The organism is Luteibacter sp. 621 (genome assembly GCF_050435445.1).
Lineage (GTDB): Bacteria > Pseudomonadota > Gammaproteobacteria > Xanthomonadales > Rhodanobacteraceae > Luteibacter.
On record NZ_JBNDKI010000002.1, the window covers coordinates 216,440 to 236,492 of the forward strand.

Sequence of the window (20,053 nt, forward strand, 5' to 3'; positions counted from 1 at the left end):
GGAGTACGACGATGAAGACGCACACCGCCGAACAAATCACGCTCGACTGGAAGAACAACGAACGCTGGAACGGCGTCGAGCGCCCGTATACCGCCGACGATGTACTGCGCCTGCGTGGCACCGTCCAGGTCGAGTACACGCTGGCACGCCGTGGCGCCGATCGCCTGTGGCGCTCCATGCACGAGCGCCCCTACGTGAATGCGCTGGGCGCACTCACCGGCAACCAGGCCATGCAGCAGGTGAAGGCCGGCCTGCAGGCCATCTACCTGTCGGGCTGGCAGGTGGCTGCCGATGCGAATACCGCTGGCACGATGTACCCGGACCAGTCGCTGTATCCGGTGGACTCAGTGCCCAACGTGGTGCGCAAGATCAACAAGACGCTGCTGCGCGCCGACCAGATCCACCACGCCGAAGGCAAGGACGGCCTGGACTGGCTGGTGCCGATCGTCGCCGATGCGGAAGCGGGCTTCGGCGGCGTGCTGAACGCCTATGAGCTGATGATGCACATGATCGAAGCGGGCGCTGCCGGCGTGCATTTCGAAGACCAGCTGGCCAGCGCGAAAAAGTGTGGCCACATGGGCGGCAAGGTACTCGTGCCAACCCAGGAAGCCGTGCAGAAGCTGGTGGCCGCTCGCCTGGCTGCGGATGTCGCTGGCGTGCCGACCCTCATCGTGGCGCGCACGGACGCGATGGGCGCCGGCCTTGTCACCTCGGATGTCGACGACTACGACAAGCCGTTCCTCACCGGCAAGCGTACGGTGGAAGGCTTCTACGAGAGCGAACAGGGCATTGAACAGGCGATCAGCCGCGGCGTGGCCTATGCGCCATACGCTGACCTGATCTGGTGCGAAACCTCCACACCGGACATGGACGAAGCACGCCGCTTCGCCGAGGCCATCCACGCGAAGTTCCCCGGCAAGAAGCTTGCCTACAACTGCTCGCCAAGCTTCAACTGGAAGAAGAACCTGGACGAGAAGACCATCGCCAGCTTCCAGAACGACCTGGGAAAGCTGGGTTATGCCTTCCAATTCATCACGCTGGCCGGCTTCCACGCCCTGAACTACTCCATGTTCCAGCTGGCGCGCGGGTACCGCGATCACCAGATGGAGGCGTACGTGGCACTCCAGGAAGCCGAGTTCGCGGCAGAAAAGGATGGCTACACCGCGGCCAAGCACCAGCGCGAAGTCGGCACCGGCTATTTTGACAAGGTGAACCAGGTCATTTCGGGCTCGCTGAGTTCCTTGTCAGCCCTTTCGGGCTCGACAGAAGAAAGCCAGTTCCATCCGGCTTCGGCGGCGTGATCGCCCCGGGCGATCACGCCGCGGGTGGTACGAGCGCGATGACTGTCCAACCCGGCTTCGGCTCGAGCGGCCGCTGGCCCGTGGCGATACGCAGATCGCCACGGGCCTCCACGCCAAACAGGGGAACGACGTTCTCGCCGTATTGCTCGGTGAATCGTGACCAGTCAAAGGTCTCACTCAAGCGCGTCGATTTGATCCGCCAGCCTTCACGCAGCAGATCGTCGAAGCGCGAGTGCGTCATGTCTTCCGCGAATAGCGCCGGTGCGAGCAGGCTGCCGGCGAGCGACACCCGCCCATGGCTCTCCTCCGGCGAGAGGTTGCGCAAGCGGAACACCCTCTCGCGACCAAACTCCTCGCGGTAATGCACGCTCACCAATGAGTTGAGTTCGCGATGGGTGGACATGGCCATGAGGTGGCCGATGCCCGCGAGATCGAGGCTGCGATCGGCCGCCTGCGATGCGGGGTTGCCGAAGAACGTAGGCAAACCCTCCATCCGCGCAATGCGGATGCCATGCCAGTCGTCGTCGGCGACCACGACGCGCAGCCCCTCGATCGCGTGCAGCGCACGCGCAACCTCCAGCGCCACAGCGTTCGCACCGTACACAAGCACCCCACGCGGCTCCGGCTCGGCAACACGCAGCCACCGGGCCAAGGGCCGCGCAGTGGCACCCTGGAACACCACCGTGCCGATGATCATGAGAAACACCAATGGCACGAGTTTGTCGGCGCCCGCCATGCCGGCACCTTCAAGACGAATAGCGAACAGCGCCGATACCGACGCGGCCACGATGCCGCGCGGCGCCACCCACGCTACCAACGCACGCTCTCGCCAGGTCAGGCCACTGCCGAGGCTGGATATCCATACCGAGAGCGGACGAATGATGAGCTGTGCAGCGGCGAAAATCATGAGCCCCGCGAACAGTGTGCCCTGTGGGAGCGGCCAATCCAGGCGCGCAGCGAGCAGGATGAACAACGTGGACACCAACAACGTAGTCAGGTGCTCCTTGAAATCCATGATGTCATCGATGTGTACATCGCGCATGTTGCCAAGCGCGATGCCCATGATGGTCACGGCGAGCAGGCCCGATTCATGGGCAATCGCATTGGATGCGCTGAACGCGATGAGCACGGCCGCGAGCGTGCCGAAGTTCTGCAGGTATTCGGGGATCCAGTGACGCCGCAACAGGTTGCCGTGAATGAGGGCCGCGACGGCACCGACAGCCGCACCGCACGCCACCGTGCCGAGGAATACCTGCAACGAATGCCCTTCACGATGCGATGCGATCGCTTCGTACACCAGCACGGCGAACAGCGCGCCCACCGGATCGATGACGATGCCTTCCCAGCGAAGTACGTTTGCGATGCGCGCGTTGGGCCGTACGGTGCGCAACATCGGCGCGATCACGGTAGGCCCTGTCACACAGGTCAGCGCGCCAAACAGGAACGACAGCTCCCAGCCCAGCCCTCCGATAAAGTGCGCTGCCGCAGCCAGCATCAATAGGGCGAACACCGCGCCGTAGGTAACCAGGCCGCGTACGGCATGCCCAATGCCCTTCAGCTCGTGGAAGCGGAGGGTAAGGCTGCCCTCGAAGAGGATGATCGCGACGGCCAGGGAGACGACCGGAAACAGCAGGTCGCCCATGACCTTGTCCGGCTGCAGCAGGCCGGTGACCGGCCCGGCAAGGATGCCCGCGAGCAGCAGGAACAGGATGGCCGGCAGCCGCACCCGCCAGGCCAGCCATTGGCATCCGAACCCGATGCCCAGCATCAACGTCAGCAGCATCCCCAGCTCTAAATGCATATAAACCCCTGGCCCATAAAAAGAATCGGCCTGCACCAAAACGGTGGGCCGACTAAGTGAGAAGCTTATAGAAGGGGATGTGAAGCTAAAGGCCGGTCCCGGTGCTGACGCGGGGGGAGGGAGGGGTAGCCAGCACCGGGACGGGGCAGGCAGCCATTAGCGAACCGCCTGGTACAGAATTCTCCGCCTCCCCACCCCCATTTGTCAACTAGTCAGTACATGAAATAAGTATTAACTCCGACAGGGGATGCAGCCGAACCCGACATCGGAGGGTCAGCACGGTCCCTAGCATGGAGCGTCCCTGAGTCAGTCACGGACAGCGCCCATGCCCGAACTCGCACCCGAACTGGTCGCCGTACTCCAGTACCTCGCGCCAGGCTTCATCGCAGCAGGCATCTTCTACGCGACAACGACGCACTCGAAACCAACGCAGTTCGAACGCGTGATCCAGGCATTGATGCTCACCGTCGTTGTACGTGCCGCTGTTGCGATGGAACGTCTTCTGGCTACGTCGATCGGACGGCTAATCGTGCTCGGGACATGGACAGACGAGAGCACCCTCGTTGCAAGCATTGTCACCGCGTCGATCATCGGGTTCACCGTGAGTGCGGCATTCAATATGGATACCGTGCACTCGTGGCTTCGTCGCATCGGAGCAACCCGCCGAACGTCTCATCCGACTGAATGGGTCGGCGTGTTTTACAAGAACCCTCGCTTCGTTATCCTGAATCTAAAAGATGGAACACGCGTCATTGGCTGGCCGAGTGTCTGGCCAAGAAGCGCTGAAAAAGGGCACTTTTACCTCACGAGAAGCACCTGGCATCGCACAGCGGGCGAGCAAGGCACAGAGAAACCTGAGGGCATTCTCATCAATGTGTCCGATGTCACTCACATCGAGTTCCTTAAAAGAGAAACCGAATGATATGGAAAAAGAAGGTCGACCCTGTTCCGCGTGAGTACTGGCGCCTCAACTACAACCCACCACCGACCTTCCCTCCTCCGGACTGGGTACTCGACCTCAACGAGGATCTGGCGCGTGAATGGCGCTCAGTCCCGAAGCCCCCCGAGAAACCGCAGGATAAGTGATGCGATCTCATCCACCTTCTCGTCCAGGGCGAAGTGCCCTGCATCGAGCGGGTGGATTTCCGCCGTTGGCAGGTTGCGTTGAAAAGCATCGCCGCCAGCGGCCTGCGAGTTCGAACGGATTCTTGTTCTTGCGTGGCTGGCCTTGCTTCGGCCGCCCGGCTCAAAACCGCCGGTAATGCATCGCCTCGGCAAGATGCACCTGCTCGACGCACCCACTGCCGCCTTCAAGGTCGGCGATCGTCCGCGCCACGCGCAGGATGCGGTGATACGCCCGCGCCGAGGCGCCGAGCTTGTCGAGCGCACCTTCCAGCCAATCGCGCTCGGCGGAGGGCAATGCACAGTCACGCTCGAGGTTCACGACACTGAGTTCGGCATTCGGTTGGCCCGCGCGAAGCAAGGCCTTTTCGCGCGCCGCCACGACGCGTTTACGGACCGTGGTGCTGTCATCGTCATGCGGGCCACGCACCGCGGAAAGTTCCGCGATGGATACACGCGGTACTTCCACGCACAGGTCGATGCGATCGAGCAGCGGTCCAGAAATCTTTGCGCGATACCGTGCCACCTGGTCCGGCGTGCAGCGGCACTCGTGCAGCGGATCGCCCTGGTAACCACACGGGCACGGGTTCATCGCGGCGACCAGCTGGAATTCGGCCGGGAAGGTCGACTGGCGCGCGGCGCGCGAAATGACGATCTGGCCCGACTCCAGCGGCTCGCGCAGCACTTCGAGCACGTGGCGGCTGAACTCGGGCAGTTCATCGAGGAACAACACGCCGTTGTGCGCGAGCGAAATCTCGCCGGGGCGTGGCGAGGAACCACCCCCGACCAAGGCAGGGCCCGACGCGGTGTGGTGCGGCGCCCGGAACGGCCGGCGGCGCCAGCCGGTCGGATCGATGCCCTCCCCTGCCAGCGAACGGATGGCGCAGCTCTCCAGCGCCTCCGATTCGGTCATCGAAGGGAGGATGCCGGGCAGGCGCTCGGCGAGCATGGTCTTGCCGGTACCTGGCGGCCCGATCATCAGCAGGTGGTGGCGGCCCGCCGCGGCGATCTCGAGCGCGCGGCGCGCCTGGTGCTGGCCGCGCACATCGCCCATGTCGGCACCGCCAATGGGCACATCGTAGAAGTCAGGCGCATTCGGGCTGGCCAGCTCACTGCTCCCGCGCAGCCAGGCGCATACCTCGGCCAGGCTGTCGGCAAGCAGGATGTCGCCTTCGCCGATCAAGGCGGCCTCGGCCGCGTTCGCCCGGGGCACGACAATGCGGCGGCCGCAGCGGCGGGCGCGGATAAGGGCGGGAAGGATGCCCGGGACCGGACGCAGTTCGCCGGAAAGCGCCAGCTCACCCAGGAATTCGCAATCATCCAGCCGCTCGCGGGGTATCTGCGATCCGGCGGCCAGGATGCCCAAGGCGATGGCCAGGTCGAAGCGGCCGCCATCTTTCGGCAACTCGGCCGGCGCGAGGTTCACCGTCACGCGGCGGCTGGGGTATTCAAAAGCGGTGTTCTGGATGGCGACGCGGACGCGATCGCGGGCCTCGCGCACTGCCGAGTCAGGCAGGCCAACGATGGACGTGGATGGCAACCCGCCGGAGAGGTGGACCTCGACGACCACCTGGGGCGCCGCGACACCTTCCTGCGCGCGCGAGAGCGTGACAGCGAGGCTCATGAGGCGGGGAATCGTAACCGCTTACGCATCGGAAGGGGCCGCGAACAGCTTGGATCCGTGCTGGACCGGGTTCGCATGACGCACTCCTTTGCGCAGGTTTTGGGAAATAACCGCCCCCGACCGCTCTCGGGGTGAGGGTGACGGATCGGGGGCGGTCCCGGGACCTTGCGGCCGTCCTTGTTTACTGGCCGCTAGGCGTGGCGCCGGCTTCCAGGCTGGCGACCCGCTTTTCCAAACTTTCGAGCCTTTCGCGGGTCCGTGCGAGTACCTGGCTCTGAACGTCGAATTCCTCTCGAGTTACGAGATCGAGGCGGCGCAATCCTTGAGCCAGGATATCTTTGAAGTTGGCGTGCAGATCCTCACGCGCTTGCGCCAGCCCTGGCGGAACCAACGATGCCAACCGCTCAGCGAGTTGGTCGATACCCTTCACATCCATCCTGCAAACCCCGACGTCGTGGAATAAATTCTAGGTGAACTATTTGTAGGCGCTATCAGGCTTCGCCCCTACGTAGTGTAGGGTTTTTCCTACAAACCACCCAAGGCGGTCGGGACGCAGGCCTATGGCACAATGGCGGTCCGCGTGCCTGCAGCCGGTGCGCCCCAAGGAGTTCAAGACATGAAGCTGGTGGTCGCCATCATCAAGCCGTTCAAGCTGGACGATGTCCGCGAGGCCCTCGCCGATGTAGGCGTGCAGGGAGTCACGGTGACGGAGGTGAAGGGCTTTGGCCGCCAGAAGGGCCACACCGAGCTCTACCGGGGGGCCGAGTACGTGGTGGATTTCCTGCCCAAGATCAAACTGGAAGTGGCCGTGGCCGACGACCAGCTGGAGCGGGTGGTCGAGGCCATCCAGCAGGCGGCCCGCACGGGCAAGATCGGCGACGGCAAGATCTTCGTCAGCTCGCTGGAGCAGGTGGTGCGCATCCGCACCGGCGAGCTGGATAACGACGCGCTCTAAGGCGCTCAGGCCGCCTGGGCAAGCGCCTGCCGCTTGAAGCGGCGGTGGTGGACCAGGATGCCGGCGTAATACGCCAGGTAGTAACCCAGGGTAAGGCCGATGACCGCCATGGTGAGCGGGCTATCGCCCGGTGCCGTGCCGTGGGCCGGTGCCGCTGCGCCGCTATGCATGAAAGCCCCCATCACGATGAACCGGTAGGCCAGGCGGCCAACCAGCAGGGCGGTCAGGGCGCCGCCGATCCACGGGTTGGGTATATAGGCATCGGTATCGCCCGTGCCGAGTTCGAAGCGGGTGAACTTCAGCCCGACCATGCCGAGCGCCGCACCCACGATCAGGCCGGCCAGGGCGCCTTCCGCCAGGCTGATGCTGGCAAAGCCCACCGTCATCAACAGGCACGACACCAGGGCGAACAGCCCAACACGCACCGCCATCTTCTTCGTATGAATGACCTGGCGGCCAAAGTTCCGGCGGATGCGGCGGTAGACGACCCAGACCATGAGGCCGGCCATGGCGACCGGAACGAGGGCGGGCGTGGACTGGACAGCGGCCTGGACGAGCATGGTGGGGTCTCGGGTTGTCGGTGTGGGCTTACCTTAGCGCCGTGGCAGCGAGCCCCCTATGGGCAACCGGCACCCTTTGGGGGTGACGGTTGTCAGGCAGGGGATCGCGCGCGAGCGCGCTCCTACAGGAGCGCGCCCGGCATGGGTCAGGCCTTGGCCTTGCCCTGGTTGGCCACCGCGGCCATCTTGGCGGCGATTTCGGCTTCGTCGCCGAGGTAGTAGTGCTTGACCGCCTTCAGGTTTTCGTCGAACTCGTACACCAGCGGGATGCCGTTCGGGATGTTCAGCTCCGCGATGTCGTCATCGGAGATGCCGTCGAAGTACTTCACCAGCGCGCGCATGGAGTTGCCGTGGGCGGCCATGAGTACGTTGTTGCCGGCCTTGATCGCCGGGGCCAGCACGTCGTGCCAGTACGGCAGCACGCGGGCCACGGTGTCCTTAAGGCACTCCGTGAGCGGCACCTCGGCGATGCCTTCGTAACGGGCGTCGTCGGCGAATGACATCTCGCCCGGCTTCAGCGCCGGCGGCGGCGTGTCGTAGCTGCGGCGCCAGATCTTGACCTGGTCATCGCCGTACTTGGCGGCGGTCTCGGCCTTGTTCAGGCCGGTAAGTGCGCCGTAGTGGCGCTCGTTGAGGCGCCAGTCGGTCACGACCGGGATCCACATCAGGTCCATCTCATCCTGTACGTGCCAAAGCGTGCGCACGGCGCGCTTCAGGTACGAGGTGTGGGCGATGTTGAAGCTGAAACCGGCGTCCTTGAGCAGGCAGCCGGCCTCTTTGGCCTCGGCCACGCCCTGCTCGCTGAGGTCGACATCGGCCCAGCCGCTGAAGCGGTTTTCGAGGTTCCAGGCCGACTGGCCGTGGCGGATCATCACGAGCTTGTACATGGCATCCAACGATGGGAGGGGAAAATCCCATGGTGGAACGGCGGCCCGGGGGCGTCAACTGCGGACCCCTGCCGCAAGTCACGCTAAACCTTGCGACGCCATGGCGCATCCTAGGGGTCCAGTCCACCCGTGGAGCAGCACACCATGCGTCGCACCCTGTTTTCAGTTGTTATCGCCCTGTCCTTCGCTGGTGCCGCCTTTGCGGCCGAGGACATCAGCAAGGTTAACGGCACGGCCAGCGTCGAAGCCGGCCAGCGCGCCGGTGACGTCGGCACCGTCAATGGCTCGGTCCGGATCGGTGACCAGGCCATCGTGGAAAAGGCCCATTCGGTCAATGGCTCCGTCGAACTGGGCAAGGGTGCGACGGCTGATGAAGTCCACACCGTGAATGGAAGCGTCACGCTGAACGACCACGCGCAGATCAAGGGCGAGCTGGAAAACGTCAACGGACGCGTCAAGCTGGAGCAAGGTGCGAACGTCGCCGGCCATCTTTCGAACGTCAATGGCGATATCACGCTCCAGCGGGCGCATGTCGGGGGCGGCATCGAAACGGTCAACGCCAACATCACTGTCGGCGAGGGCTCCCAGGTCGCAGGCGGCATCCTGGTGAAGAAGCCGCGCATGAGCTGGAGCAGCAGCGACAGCCGGCCGCCCACGATCATCATCGGGCCGCATGCGGTAGTCACCGGCACCATGACATTCGAGCGCGAGGTGCAGCTCTACATAAGCGACTCGGCCAAGGTCGGCAAGATCGAAGGTGCCACGCCCAAGACGTTCAGCGGCAACGCCCCGTAATGGACGCCATGTAGGAGCGCGCTTGCGCGAAACGCCAACAAGGCGGAGACGCGGCAAGTTACCATCGCGCGCAAGCGCGCTCCTACAGCCAATCCCTGGGCTTCAGGTATTCATACAGCCTTGCCTCGGCGCTTTCCGGCGCCGGGGTGTAGGCGTATTCAAAGCGCACGCGCGGCGGCAGGCTCATCAGGATGGATTCGGTGCGGCCGCCCGATTGCAGGCCGAACAGCGTGCCGCGGTCGTACACCAGGTTAAATTCCACGTAGCGTCCGCGGCGGTACAGCTGGAATTCGCGCTCACGCTCGCCATAGGCCGTGTCCTTGCGGCGCTCGACGATGGGCAGGAACGCATCGAGAAAGCCCTGGCCAACATCGCGGGTGAAGTCCATGCAGCGATCGAAGCCGCCCTCGTTCACATCGTCGTAGAACAGGCCGCCCACCCCGCGCGTCTCGCCGCGGTGCTTGAGATAGAAGTATTCGTCGCACCACTTCTTGTAGCGGTCGTACACGTCATCGCCGTAGGGCGCGCAGAGGTCCTTCGCCACGGTGTGCCAGTGGCGCACGTCCTCGTCGAACGGGTAATACGGCGTCAGGTCGAAACCACCGCCGAACCACCACACCGGCTCCGCGCCATCGCGCGACGCCTCGAAGTAGCGCACGTTGGCGTGCGTGGTCGGGATGTACGGGTTACGCGGATGGATCACCAGCGATACGCCCGTGGCGATGAAGCTGCCGCCCACCAGGTCGGGGCGATGGGCCGTGGCGCTGGGTGGCAGCGGCGAACCCGCTACCCGGGAGAAATTCACGCCGGCTTGCTCGAATACCGCGCCATCGCGCAGCACGCGTGTGCGGCCACCACCGCCTGCCGGGCGGGTCCATGCGTCTTCTTCGAAACGTGCCTCCCCGTCCGCAAGCTCCAGGGCGGCGCAGATGCGGTCCTGGAGCCCGCGCAGGAACGATTCGGCGATATCGGCTTGTCTGGACATGATGGCGCATGGCCCCTGTATGAGTTGGCGCAAGCTTACCAAGGCCGCCCGCCGGGCCTGCTGCGGCACGCGGCCGCGTCGTGCTGACAGTCAGGACAGGCGCGCCACCACGCGCTGGTTGCCGGTAAGGCGCGCCCAGCGGTAACCGGTATCGATCCACATGAGGTAGCCCGCCTCCAGCGCCATGCGGCGCACATAGCGGTAGCCGCCGGGGAACGTTGCCTCTGCCGCGACGGGCATGGCATCAAAAGCCAGCCGCCGGGCCAGGTAAAGGCAACGGGCCAGGTGGTAACGGCTGGTAACCAGCGCGACGGAAGGTACGCGGCCCTCGCGGCGCAGGATGTCGCGCGCATGGCGCAGGTTCTCCAGCGAATCGACCGACTCTTGCTCAAGCAGCAGCGGCACACTGGCCGGCCACCCCGCTCCCTGCAACCACTGCTGCCCCGCTTCGGCCTCGCTAACGGTGCCGCCATCGCTGCGGCCACCCAACAACAACACCTGCGGCGCGAACCCTTCAAACGCGTTGGCGCGGGCGCGATCCAGCCGCCCAACGAAATCGGCTTCCGGCTGCCCATCGACCAGCTTGCGCCCGAACACCAGCAAGGTACGCGGCGCCGCGGCCTGCAGTGGGCTGCGCGTCGCCACGCGCCAGACGCGGACCAGGTGCGCCACATACAGCAGGCCAAGGCTTGCCACGAGCGCTACCAGTGTGACGCCGGCGGCGATGAGGATGTCGCCATCGCCCAGGTAACGCCATGGGCCTCGACGCATCGGTTGGGTGATCCCGGTCATGGCGTGGCTGGCTTCCTCGGGGGCGCCAGTCTTGCGGATCGCACGGAACCACGCAATCGCCTGAATCACGAAATCTCGTTCACGCGACGCTACGGCGCAAAAAGGATAGGCTCGCGGCATGCCTCATCCCATGCCTCCCTTAGCCATCACTGCGTTCACCGCCACGTCCGCCCTCGGCCGCGGCGTGGATGCCCACGCACACGCCATCGCTGCCTCGACAGGCGGCCTGCGCCCCAACGATTTTTCCACCGAGCCGCTGGCCTGCTGGATCGGCCGGGTGGACGGCGTCGAGGACGAGCCACTACCGCGCGAACATGCGCAGTGGGAATGCCGGAACAACCGGCTGGCGTGGATCGCCTTGCGCCAGGACGGCTTTAGCGAAGCGGTCCACGCGGCCCGTGCACGCTACGGCGCCTCACGCGTCGCCGTCTTGCTGGGCACCTCGACCGCGAGCATCGGTGCCACCGAGGAGGGCTATCGCCGCCTTGAGAACGGCGAGATGCCCGCCGACCTGCATCGCCCGGCCATCCACACGCCCCATTCGCTGGCCGGTTTCGTTGCCCACGCGTTCGATCTGGAAGGACCTTGCCTCACCGTTGCCACGGCGTGCTCATCCAGCGCCAAGGTGTTCGCCAATGCCGAGCGCATGATCCGGCTTGGCCTCATCGATGCGGCCGTGGTCGGTGGTGTCGATACGCTATGCGATAGCGTGCTGTTTGGCTTCAACTCGCTGGAGCTCGTCTCCACCGAACCATGCCGCCCGTTCGATGCGCAGCGTAACGGCATCTCGCTGGGTGAGGCGGGCGGGTTCGCGCTGATCGAGCGCGCGACCGAACATGGCGATGCGCCGCTGTTCATCGGCTATGGTGAAGCCAGCGACGCGCACCATATGTCCACACCGCACCCGGAAGGCCTCGGTGCGGAACTGGCCTTGCGCGATACGCTCGCGCGCGCGGGCATCGAGGCCGGCGATGTCGACTACATCAACCTGCACGGCACGGCGAGCCAGAAGAACGACGACGTGGAAGCCGCGCTCGTGGCGCGGAGCTTCCCCGCGACGACCCGTGCCAGCTCGACCAAGGGCTTTACCGGCCACACGCTGGGCGCCGCCGGCATCCTCGAAGCCGTGTTTGCCCTACTTGCGATGCGCGATGGCGTGGTGCCGGGCAACCTGGGTGCGACGACCCCCGATCCGTTATGTGGTCCGCAGATGGCCTGGCAGACCGAGCGTGCGGATGTACGCATCGCCCTGAGCAACTCGTTCGGCTTTGGCGGCAACAATGCCTGCCTTGCCTTCGCTCGCCGTGGAGGCGCCGCATGAGTGCCGCGCTGACCGTATGGGTAAAGGGCATCGGCCTGTGGGCACCGGGCACGCCGACGTGGCATGCATTCCGCGAAGTAGCGACCGGCGACGCGACGCCGGGAGATGCCGAGCGTCCTGTTGCCGATGTGCTGCCCGCGAATGAGCGCCGCCGCGCTCCCGAGAGTGTGCTGCTCGCCACCGCCGCCGCCGGGCAAGCGGTGGCCATGAGTGGGCACAGCGCGGCCACCTTGCCCTGCGTATTCGCCTCCGCTCACGGCGACCAGGTGATTACCGATTACATGTGCGCCACGCTGGCGACGGCACCGGCAGAACTCTCGCCGACCAAGTTCCACAATTCCGTGCACAACGCGCCCGCCGGCTACTGGACCATCGCCACGCACTGCCATGCGGCATCGAGCGCGGTATCCGGTGGCGAGGAAAGCTTCGGCGCGGGCCTGCTGGAAGCCGCCAGCCAGGCGGTTGCTGATGACCGCGATGTATTGCTTGCCTGCTACGACATCGCCGGCACCGGCCCGATCGGCGGCATGACCAGCACGACCGGCCCATTCGCCTCCGCCCTCGTGCTGTCGCCCCGCGCCGATGGCGCGGCTATCCGGCTGGACATCACGCCGGAACCGGGCAACAGCGGCCGCGAGCCGAGTGGGGATGCCTGGATGGATGGCGTGGCCGCAAGCAACCCGTCGGCGGTCGCGGTGCCATTGTTCCGCGCCCTGGCCGCGGCGCACCCCGCCGCTTTGCGGGTACCCGCGGCACGCGGGCTCGATTTGCACATCGATCTGGATACTGTCCCATGAACGCCGCCGGCAACCGTTTCTGCGTGCTCATCCCCTGCCTTAACGAGGAGCAGGCGATCGAAGGCGTGGTCAGGGACGCGTTGTCGCTCGGCATGCCCGTCATCGTGGTCGATGATGGCTCGGACGATCGCACGCCAGCCATCGTCAGTGCGATGGGGGTTACCTTGTTGCGTCACGAAACGCGGCGCGGCAAGGGTGAGGCGCTTCGCACAGGCTTTCGCGAAGTGCTGCGCCAGGGCTTCGATGGCGTGATCACGATGGATGGCGACGGCCAGCACCTGGCGAGCGATATCCCCGCCATGCTCAATGCCAGCCAGCAACACCCAGGCGCCATTGTTATTGGCGCGCGCCTGCTTGAGCGCGAGCAGCAGCCGCCCGGCCGCCGCCGCGCCAATGCCGTGGCGGACTGGGGTATTTCATGGGCATGCGGGCGACCGATTGCGGATACGCAGAGCGGCCAGCGCTTCTACCCGCGGGCAGCACTCGACCTGGTGGAACTACCCGCGGAGGACTTCGTGTTCGAAGCCGCCGTGCTGATCACTGCCTGCCGCGAGCGCGGCATCAGCGTGGTTTCCGTCCCGATCGCATCACGCTACCAGGGCGAGTTCCGCATCAGCCACTTCAGCCCGGTGCGCGACGTGACGCGCATCACCACCTATACCATTGGCCGCCTGATTCACTACGGCCATATCGTCGACAGCTACCGGCGCTCACGCGCAATGCCCACGATCATCGGGAACGAAGCCAGCGCCGGCACTACGCATTAGCCATAGCCAACCAAGGGGTGCAGGGAATGGAGCACAAGCCATACGATGCCGTGATCATGGGCGGAGGCCTTGCCGGCCTTACGCTGGCGATGCAGCTCAAGGGTGAATACCCGGACATGGATATCGTGGTGCTGGAGCGGCATACGCGACCGTTGCCGGAAGCAGCATTCAAGGTGGGCGAATCCACCGTTGAGATCGCGGCACACTACTTTGCCGATACGCTTGGCCTGCTCGGCCACCTGGAATCCGAGCAGATCCGCAAGTTCGGTTTTCGGTTCTTTTTCTCCGATGGCCGTGACGATCTTGCCGATGTGACCGAACTGGGTGTCAGCGCGGTACTGCCCACGCCGAGCTACCAGATTGACCGCGGCATCCTCGAGAACTTCCTTGGCGAGGAAGCCCTGCGTCGTGGCATCGATTTCCGCGAAGGCATCACCGTGCGCGGCTTCGACATCGGCAGCGGTGATGCGCCGCATACCGTGCGTTTTCGCAGCGAGGCGGGCGATGGCGAACTGAGCGCACGCTGGCTGCTCGATGCGAGTGGGCGTGCCGGCCTTATCCGCCGCAAGCTCGATCTCACGCGCGACAACGGCCACCATGCCAATGCCGTGTGGTTCCGGGTCGATGATCGTCTTGAAATCGACCAGTGGTGTGACGATGCCGAGTGGAAGGATCGATGCCACCCGCCCGAGCGTTGGCGCTCCACGAATCACCTGGTCGGCCCCGGCTACTGGGCGTGGCTGATTCCCCTTGCCTCCGGCGCACATTCGGTCGGCATCGTCGCCGATGCAAATATGCATCCGCTCGAAACGATGAATACCTTCGACAAGGCGCTGGCGTGGTTGTGGGAACACCAGCCGGTTCTCGCCCGCCAGGTCGATTCGCGCAAGGACAAGCTGCTCGATTTCGCCTTCTTCCGCCACTTCTCCTACGGCTGTGCGCGGATGTTCTCGTCAGACCGGTGGGCTTTGACGGGCGAGGCGGGTGCGTTCCTCGATCCGTTCTATTCGCCCGGCAGCGACTTCATCAGCATCTCCAACACGTACATTACGCAGCTGGTGGGCATGGATCGCCGCGGCGACATGCTGGCACCGCATGCGCGCCTGTTCGAGCGGCTGTTCTTCTCGTTCTACGAAAGCACGCTGCGCATGTATCGCGGCCAGTACAACCTGTTCGATGACCCGGAAGTTCTGCCGATCAAGGTGATCTGGGATTACGCGTACTACTGGGGCGTGCTGTGCCAGATCGTTTTCCAGAAACGCCTGGGTGATGCACCGTTCATCGCGCGCATGGGCCCCGAGCTTCTCGCCGGTGCCGAGCTGAACACACAGATGCAGGTTTTCTTCCAGCGCTGGCACGCCGTATCGGAGAAACGAAACCGCAAGGTGATGCTCGATCAGCGCGACCTGACCTGGTTCGCCGATATGAACCGCACGCTGCACGATGTGCTGGACGACGACACGCTTGCCGAGCGCCTGTCCAACAACGTGAACATGATGCGGCTACTCGCCGCCAGCATCATCGAGCGCGCCGCCGCGGATCACCCTTCGCTCAAGGAAGGCAGCGAGGCGCTGACGGATATCGAAGGCGACCGGACGAAGCTATTCGATCTGGTCGCCTGACCGCTCAGGCCGGGTGGATCACCGCGGCGCGGCCACTGGCGATCTCCCGGCCGGCGTGTTCGATACGGAAGGTGTACTGCGCGCCCGCGTCGTCGGCGAGGAGGCATTCGGCGAAGACGTCGAGGCGGCCGGCAAGGTCGTCGATCCGCTCGACGGCCAGCTTCACGCCGCGCAGGCTTACCAGCATGCCTGGGCGCGGCTGCGTCGCACCGTTCGCCTTCGCATGCAGGGCGCCGTGTACGGCGGTTGCCTGCGCGCCGTACTCGGCCAGGTGAACCGCATGGAGGCCGCTGGTCCCACGCAGCGGGTGTGCTGGCGCAACGTGGGAGGTGCTAATCGCGTGGATCGTGGTGTCGTCGTGGGCGATCACCCCGTCAAGCAGGCACATGTCGCCCGCATGCGGGACCAGCGCGACGAAGTCGGCCTTCGCCAGCATGGGCGCGGGCGAGTGATCAGGCATCGGCATGCTGCACCGGCGGCGGCGCGGAAGTGGCTGCGGCGTGCGCGCCATCCATTTCCTGCCAGAAATCGTAGAAATTGAACCAGTTGAACGGGTACACGCGGCAGTAGTGCTCAATGCGCGCCGCGTAGTGGGCGATGATCGCGTCCAATGCTTCGGCGCGATTCGCACGGGGAATATTGATACCGTCCGAAAACGCTTCGAAAATCAGCCTGTAGCGATTGCCGCCAAGATAAATTCCAAAGCACAGCACCACGGGAATCTTCAGCGCGGAGGCGAGCAGCCACGGGCCCACCGGGAACGACGCGGGCGTGCCGATGAAAGGCGCCGTACGCGATACCTCGAGCCGATGCCCGCGGTCGGCGAGCAGGGCCACCATGCCACCCTCGGCGGCGCCTTCGGCCATGGCGAGCGCGACAGAGGCGCCACCCAGCGACGCATCGATGACGGCGGCACCGACATCCGGTGCGAGGGCTTCGAGTAGGGTGGTGAGCGCAGGCGTCTTCTGCTTGTCCAGCACGACGCGCAATGACACATCGGGGCGCCGCTGGCCCAGCGCCCGCAACGCTTCAAAACTACCCTGGTGCGAGCCGAGCAGCAGCACACCCGTCCGTGCATCGAGCCAGCGATCAAGCGCAGGAAGGCCTTCGACCTCCACCTGGAAGTCACGCTCGCCGCGAGCGAGGAAGAACATCCGGTCAAGCAGCGTCGAGGCGAACATATGGATGTGATGGAACACATCGCGGTTCGTTACCTCGCGGCCCAGCACGCGCGCCAGGTACAGGCGCGATGCGGCGCGCTCGGTCGCCCGGCGCAGGAAGAAGTAAAGCGCGATGGGCCAGAGCAGCAGCCTGGCGGTGCGCCGGCCCAGGCCAAGGCCGACGGTACGAATGAGCCAGATGGCGAAGAAACCGCCACCTTCGCGTTGCTGCCAGTGGCTCATGCGCTGCCCTCCAGTGTGCCGCGCAGCAGGATATCGTCGCCGCGGCGAACCAACAGGCGATACCGCCGGTCGCCGGCGTCAGTGAGTTCCACCACGGCATCCTGGCCGGGTAGCAGGGGAGCGAGGAATTTGGCGTCGATCACCTGGCGCAGCGACGCCCTGCGCCACGCATGGAGCGCCTGCGCCGCCTGCTCAAGGATCAGCACGCCGGCCACGATGGGCCGCCCGGGGAAATGGCCGGCAAAGCTCGGGTGGTCCGCCGCAAAGCGGAAGGGCTGGCTATGGGTCATGGCGGCGTCGGTCATGCTCGGGATACCGGGTTTGCGGGAAAGCAAACCACGGCAGGGATCAGCGTGACCTGAACAGGCCGTCAGGCCGCCGCGCGGTGCTGTTCGATGTGCTCGGACAGGGTGCGCAGGCTGGTGAAGATGGTGCGGTTATCGGGGTTATCCGACTTCAGCTGGAAGCCATAGCGTTTGGACACCGCCAGGGCGATCTCCAGTGCGTCAATGGAATCCAGGCCCAGGTCGCCGCCAAACAGGGGCGCCTCAGGCTCGATGTCGGCAGGCTTCACGCTTTCCAGGTTCAGGCTGGTGACGATCAGTTCTGCAAGTTCTTTTTGTGCTTCGGTCTGCGTTGCCATGGTGTTTCCAGGTCCCCGGATCATGCCTGCCTCCCCCCGGATGGCAGCGGCGGCGGAGTGTAACACAGGCCTTTTCATGCCCCTCGAAGCCTACATTCAGCCACGTGAAGGCGCGGCCACGAACGCCCGGCGGTCGCAGGATATGATGTGCGCCAGCGTTTACATGGAAGCCTCGATGCGCCCAGCCAGCGACATGCGCGAGCGATCCCCGCTTGCCGCCCGCCCGTCCCCGACGGTGACCTATAGCGACCTGCCCGCAGGCAGCCTGCCGCCCGGCACGCTGGCGGCGTTTGGATTTGGCGCGCAGGCAACGTCGCCCGGGGATGATCCGCGCTGGCTGCGCGTGGCGCTTGAGCCGCTGGCCGAGGCCCTGCCTGAACTCTGGACGATTGAGGGCGAGGTCACCTATGGGCGCGAGGGCGACCTGAGCTGGTCGCGCGGTGGCGGCTGGCTGTACGCCGCCGTTGAATGCGACGAGGCCCACCATGGCGGCCCCGAGGGCGCGGCGAAGCATGCTTACGAGCTGCTCTCGGCGTTCGTCGCCCAGGCACCGGAGCACCACGTTCAGCGCATCTGGAACTACCTGGGCGATATCAACGCCGGGGCCGGCGACGATGAGCGCTACAAGCAGTTCTGCACCGGCCGCATCGCGGGTATGGGCGATGTGTTCGCGCAGGGGTTTCCTGCGGCATCGGCGATCGGCCATCACGCACGCAAGGGCCTGCTGCAGGTATACCTGCTGGCGACCGACCGCGAGGGCACCCGGGTAGAGAACCCGCGCCAGGTGAGCGCATGGCAGTACCCACGCCAGTACGGCCGCACGCCGCCCAGCTTCGCGCGCGCCACGCTGCTGCCGGCGGATGACGTCCTGGCCATCTCGGGTACGGCGGCCGTGGTCGGCCACGCGTCGGCCCACACGGGCGACCTGGGCGCGCAGCTGGCCGAGACCCAGCGGAACCTCGATGCGTTGCTGTCAAATGGCGGCCTGCCTGAGGGCTTCGACGTGCGTGCACCGCTCAAGGCGTATGTGCGCCACCCGGACGATGCAGCCGTGGTGCTGGCCTTCGCTCAGGCGCACTGGCCTCAGGCCCCACTGGTGCTCCTGCACGGCGATATCTGCCGTGAGGAACTGCTGGTTGAGATTGACGGCTGGCGTTACCGCTAAGGGCAATCGCGTCCGAGGTCGCTCCAACAGCGACCTCCACAGGCATGTGGCCCTTATTTCTTGGTGGGGCGATGCCACCCAACGATGGTGGCCTGTCGCGCGCGGGCCAGGGTGAGCTCATCCGCCGGCGCATCCTTGGTGATGACCGAACCCGCGCCAATCGTGGCGCCATCGCCCAACGTGACCGGTGCGACAAGTGAGCTGTTTGACCCCACGAACACGCCATCGCCAATCGTAGTGCGGCTCTTGTTCACGCCATCGTAGTTGCAGGTGATGGTGCCCGCACCGATGTTCACCTTGCTGCCGATCACCGTGTCACCGAGGTAGGACAAGTGGTTGGCCTTCGAGCCGGCCGCAATGACGGCGTTCTTGGTTTCCACGAAATTGCCGATGTGCACACCTTCGGCGAGATCCGTACCGGGACGCAGGCGCGCGAACGGCCCGATCGTGCAGGGGCCGTGCGTGACCACGCCATCGAGGTCGCAGTGGGCGAGCACGACGGTGCCCGCAGCGAGCGTGGCGTTGCGTACGCGCGTGAACGGGCCGATACGCACGTTATTGCCCAGTTCCACATCGCCCTCGAGGATCACGTTCACATCGATCTCGACATCGCTGCCTGCCGTGACCGTGCCACGGATATCAATGCGCGCCGGATCGGCAATGCGAACGCCGGCCAGCGCAAGCTGGCGCGCCATGCGTTCGCGGTACATCGCCTCGAGACCGGCTAGCTGCCACGGATCGTTGGCTCCGGAGGCATCGACCGGGTCGCAATCGACGCATGCGGCTGGCGTGCCTTCCGCTGATGCCATTTCGAAGACGTCCGTGAGGTAGTACTCGCCCTGTGCATTGCTGTTGCCCAACTGCTGGGTCCATGCGAGCAAGCGGTCCGCATCGCCCGCCACGATGCCCGTGTTGACCAGATCGATGGCGCGCTGCGCCGCACTCGCATCCTTCTCCTCCACGATGTGGCGCACCATGCCCTCGGCATCGAGCACCACGCGCCCGTATCCGGTGGGATGGGGCAGCCGGGTCGCCAACATGGCCAACCCGGCCTCGCCCGAGACCAGGGCGGAGAGCACATCACTGCGGATCAGCGGTACATCGCCGTAAAGCACGAGCACCCTGCCCTCGAGCTTGCCATCGGCCTTCAAGGCTTCGAGCGCTGTGCGTACCGCGTGGCCTGTGCCCAGGCGCTCGCGCTGCTCGATCCAGCCCAAGGCGGTATCGGCCGCGAAGGCCTGGCGTACCTGGTCGCCGTTGTGCCCGTACACCACGTGGACGCCGGCCGGCCCCAGGGCGCGCGCCGCCTCGATCACATGCGCCAGGAGCGGCCGGCCGGCAAGCGGCATCAGTACCTTGGCCGAGGCGGATTTCATGCGCTTGCCCTCGCCAGCGGCGAGGATCAGGACGTGCAGCGGATGGGACATGGGCTTGCCTGCCAGTTTGTCAGGTCCGCACTTTCGCGCGTTTGGGGTTCCCGTGCCAAGTCCACCGTCCGCACTAACCGTGCGCC

The 20,053-nt window shown here is 65.3% G+C and carries 22 protein-coding genes; 10 read left to right on the plus strand and 12 right to left on the minus strand.

Translation table 11 applies throughout. From position 1 onward, the window contains the following. The first annotated feature begins 11 nt into the window (after positions 1–11). Complete coding sequence (aceA, locus tag ABIE56_RS03175) at positions 12–1,301, plus strand: isocitrate lyase (RefSeq protein WP_429242390.1); 1,290 nt, start codon at positions 12–14, stop codon at positions 1,299–1,301. Between the two features lie 13 nt (positions 1,302–1,314). Here aceA and ABIE56_RS03180 read toward each other — a convergent pair whose 3' ends face one another. Then, a complete protein-coding gene (locus ABIE56_RS03180) occupies positions 1,315–3,102 on the minus strand; it encodes a cation:proton antiporter (RefSeq protein ID WP_429242391.1) in 1,788 nt (595 codons plus the stop codon). A gap of 325 nt (positions 3,103–3,427) precedes the next feature. On the opposite strand from ABIE56_RS03180, the gene ABIE56_RS03185 reads away from it, so the two are divergent. Both ABIE56_RS03185 and ABIE56_RS03190 read left to right on the plus strand, forming a co-directional pair. Beyond that, the gene (locus tag ABIE56_RS03185) at positions 3,428–4,024 is read left to right on the plus strand and encodes a DUF6338 family protein (RefSeq protein WP_429242392.1); all 597 of its coding nucleotides are present in this window, start codon (positions 3,428–3,430) and stop codon (positions 4,022–4,024) included. Next, a complete protein-coding gene (locus ABIE56_RS03190; protein ID WP_429242393.1) occupies positions 4,021–4,188 on the plus strand; it encodes a hypothetical protein in 168 nt (55 codons plus the stop codon). The genes ABIE56_RS03185 and ABIE56_RS03190 overlap by 4 nt, the downstream gene beginning before the upstream one ends. A 160-nt stretch (positions 4,189–4,348) precedes the next feature. Here the strand turns inward: ABIE56_RS03190 and ABIE56_RS03195 are convergent, their stop codons facing one another. Both ABIE56_RS03195 and ubiK read right to left on the minus strand, forming a co-directional pair. Then, positions 4,349–5,848 carry a YifB family Mg chelatase-like AAA ATPase gene (locus ABIE56_RS03195; RefSeq protein WP_429242394.1) on the minus strand — a complete coding sequence of 500 codons (1,500 nt, stop codon included), beginning with the start codon at positions 5,846–5,848 and terminating at the stop codon, positions 4,349–4,351. 181 nt (positions 5,849–6,029) lie between these two features. Then, positions 6,030–6,284 (minus strand): ubiquinone biosynthesis accessory factor UbiK, encoded by a 255-nt coding sequence (ubiK, locus tag ABIE56_RS03200; protein WP_247432072.1) that lies wholly within the window; start codon positions 6,282–6,284, stop codon positions 6,030–6,032. 180 nt (positions 6,285–6,464) lie between these two features. Here ubiK and glnK point away from each other — a divergent pair, with 180 nt between their 5' ends. Further along, the gene (gene glnK, locus ABIE56_RS03205) at positions 6,465–6,803 is read left to right on the plus strand and encodes a P-II family nitrogen regulator (protein ID WP_247432070.1); all 339 of its coding nucleotides are present in this window, start codon (positions 6,465–6,467) and stop codon (positions 6,801–6,803) included. Between the two features lie 5 nt (positions 6,804–6,808). Here glnK and ABIE56_RS03210 read toward each other — a convergent pair whose 3' ends face one another. Both ABIE56_RS03210 and gpmA read right to left on the minus strand, forming a co-directional pair. Next, positions 6,809–7,363 (minus strand): DUF1453 domain-containing protein, encoded by a 555-nt coding sequence (locus tag ABIE56_RS03210; protein ID WP_429242395.1) that lies wholly within the window; start codon positions 7,361–7,363, stop codon positions 6,809–6,811. 146 nt (positions 7,364–7,509) lie between these two features. Next, the gene (gene gpmA, locus ABIE56_RS03215) at positions 7,510–8,250 is read right to left on the minus strand and encodes a 2,3-diphosphoglycerate-dependent phosphoglycerate mutase (RefSeq protein ID WP_429242396.1); all 741 of its coding nucleotides are present in this window, start codon (positions 8,248–8,250) and stop codon (positions 7,510–7,512) included. Positions 8,251–8,394: 144 nt separating this feature from the next. Between gpmA and ABIE56_RS03220 the strand changes: the two genes are divergently transcribed. Continuing rightward, positions 8,395–9,045 (plus strand): hypothetical protein, encoded by a 651-nt coding sequence (locus ABIE56_RS03220; RefSeq protein ID WP_429242397.1) that lies wholly within the window; start codon positions 8,395–8,397, stop codon positions 9,043–9,045. Between the two features lie 82 nt (positions 9,046–9,127). Here ABIE56_RS03220 and hemF read toward each other — a convergent pair whose 3' ends face one another. Together hemF and ABIE56_RS03230 are read right to left on the minus strand one after the other, a co-directional pair. Next, positions 9,128–10,030: an oxygen-dependent coproporphyrinogen oxidase gene (gene hemF / locus ABIE56_RS03225; RefSeq protein ID WP_429242398.1), complete on the minus strand. Its 903-nt coding sequence runs from the start codon at positions 10,028–10,030 to the stop codon at positions 9,128–9,130. A 90-nt stretch (positions 10,031–10,120) separates the two neighbouring features. Next, complete coding sequence (locus ABIE56_RS03230; protein WP_429242399.1) at positions 10,121–10,891, minus strand: YdcF family protein; 771 nt, start codon at positions 10,889–10,891, stop codon at positions 10,121–10,123. A 61-nt stretch (positions 10,892–10,952) separates the two neighbouring features. On the opposite strand from ABIE56_RS03230, the gene ABIE56_RS03235 reads away from it, so the two are divergent. The 4 genes from ABIE56_RS03235 to ABIE56_RS03250 are packed head-to-tail and all read left to right on the plus strand — an operon-like array spanning position 10,953 to position 15,329. Continuing rightward, positions 10,953–12,143, plus strand: a complete 1,191-nt coding sequence (locus ABIE56_RS03235) for a beta-ketoacyl-[acyl-carrier-protein] synthase family protein (RefSeq protein WP_429242400.1) — start codon at positions 10,953–10,955, stop codon at positions 12,141–12,143. Next, positions 12,140–12,940 (plus strand): beta-ketoacyl synthase chain length factor, encoded by an 801-nt coding sequence (locus ABIE56_RS03240; RefSeq protein WP_429242401.1) that lies wholly within the window; start codon positions 12,140–12,142, stop codon positions 12,938–12,940. The genes ABIE56_RS03235 and ABIE56_RS03240 overlap by 4 nt, the downstream gene beginning before the upstream one ends. After that, positions 12,937–13,707, plus strand: a complete 771-nt coding sequence (locus ABIE56_RS03245; protein ID WP_429242402.1) for a glycosyltransferase family 2 protein — start codon at positions 12,937–12,939, stop codon at positions 13,705–13,707. Before ABIE56_RS03240 ends, ABIE56_RS03245 begins: the two co-directional genes overlap by 4 nt. 26 nt (positions 13,708–13,733) lie before the next feature. Continuing rightward, a complete protein-coding gene (locus ABIE56_RS03250) occupies positions 13,734–15,329 on the plus strand; it encodes an NAD(P)/FAD-dependent oxidoreductase (RefSeq protein ID WP_429242403.1) in 1,596 nt (531 codons plus the stop codon). A 4-nt stretch (positions 15,330–15,333) separates the two neighbouring features. Here the strand turns inward: ABIE56_RS03250 and ABIE56_RS03255 are convergent, their stop codons facing one another. The 4 genes from ABIE56_RS03255 to ABIE56_RS03270 all read right to left on the minus strand — a co-directional run bounded on the left by ABIE56_RS03255 (position 15,334) and on the right by ABIE56_RS03270 (position 17,375). After that, positions 15,334–15,765, minus strand: coding sequence for a phosphotransferase (locus ABIE56_RS03255; RefSeq protein WP_429242600.1), 432 nt, complete (start codon positions 15,763–15,765; stop codon positions 15,334–15,336). Between the two features lie 16 nt (positions 15,766–15,781). Further along, a complete protein-coding gene (locus ABIE56_RS03260) occupies positions 15,782–16,732 on the minus strand; it encodes an acyltransferase (protein WP_429242404.1) in 951 nt (316 codons plus the stop codon). Further along, on the minus strand, positions 16,729–17,037 hold the full coding sequence (locus tag ABIE56_RS03265; protein WP_429242405.1) for a hydroxymyristoyl-ACP dehydratase: 309 nt from the start codon (positions 17,035–17,037) through the stop codon (positions 16,729–16,731). Before ABIE56_RS03265 ends, ABIE56_RS03260 begins: the two co-directional genes overlap by 4 nt. A 65-nt stretch (positions 17,038–17,102) precedes the next feature. Continuing rightward, positions 17,103–17,375 (minus strand): phosphopantetheine-binding protein, encoded by a 273-nt coding sequence (locus ABIE56_RS03270; RefSeq protein ID WP_429242406.1) that lies wholly within the window; start codon positions 17,373–17,375, stop codon positions 17,103–17,105. Between the two features lie 175 nt (positions 17,376–17,550). Here ABIE56_RS03270 and ABIE56_RS03275 point away from each other — a divergent pair, with 175 nt between their 5' ends. After that, positions 17,551–18,540, plus strand: coding sequence for a pteridine-dependent deoxygenase (locus ABIE56_RS03275; protein WP_429242407.1), 990 nt, complete (start codon positions 17,551–17,553; stop codon positions 18,538–18,540). A 53-nt stretch (positions 18,541–18,593) separates the two neighbouring features. Here the strand turns inward: ABIE56_RS03275 and glmU are convergent, their stop codons facing one another. Then, entirely contained in the window at positions 18,594–19,967 is a 1,374-nt protein-coding gene (glmU, locus tag ABIE56_RS03280) for a bifunctional UDP-N-acetylglucosamine diphosphorylase/glucosamine-1-phosphate N-acetyltransferase GlmU (RefSeq protein ID WP_429242408.1), read from the minus strand. Positions 19,968–20,053 lie beyond the last annotated feature (86 nt).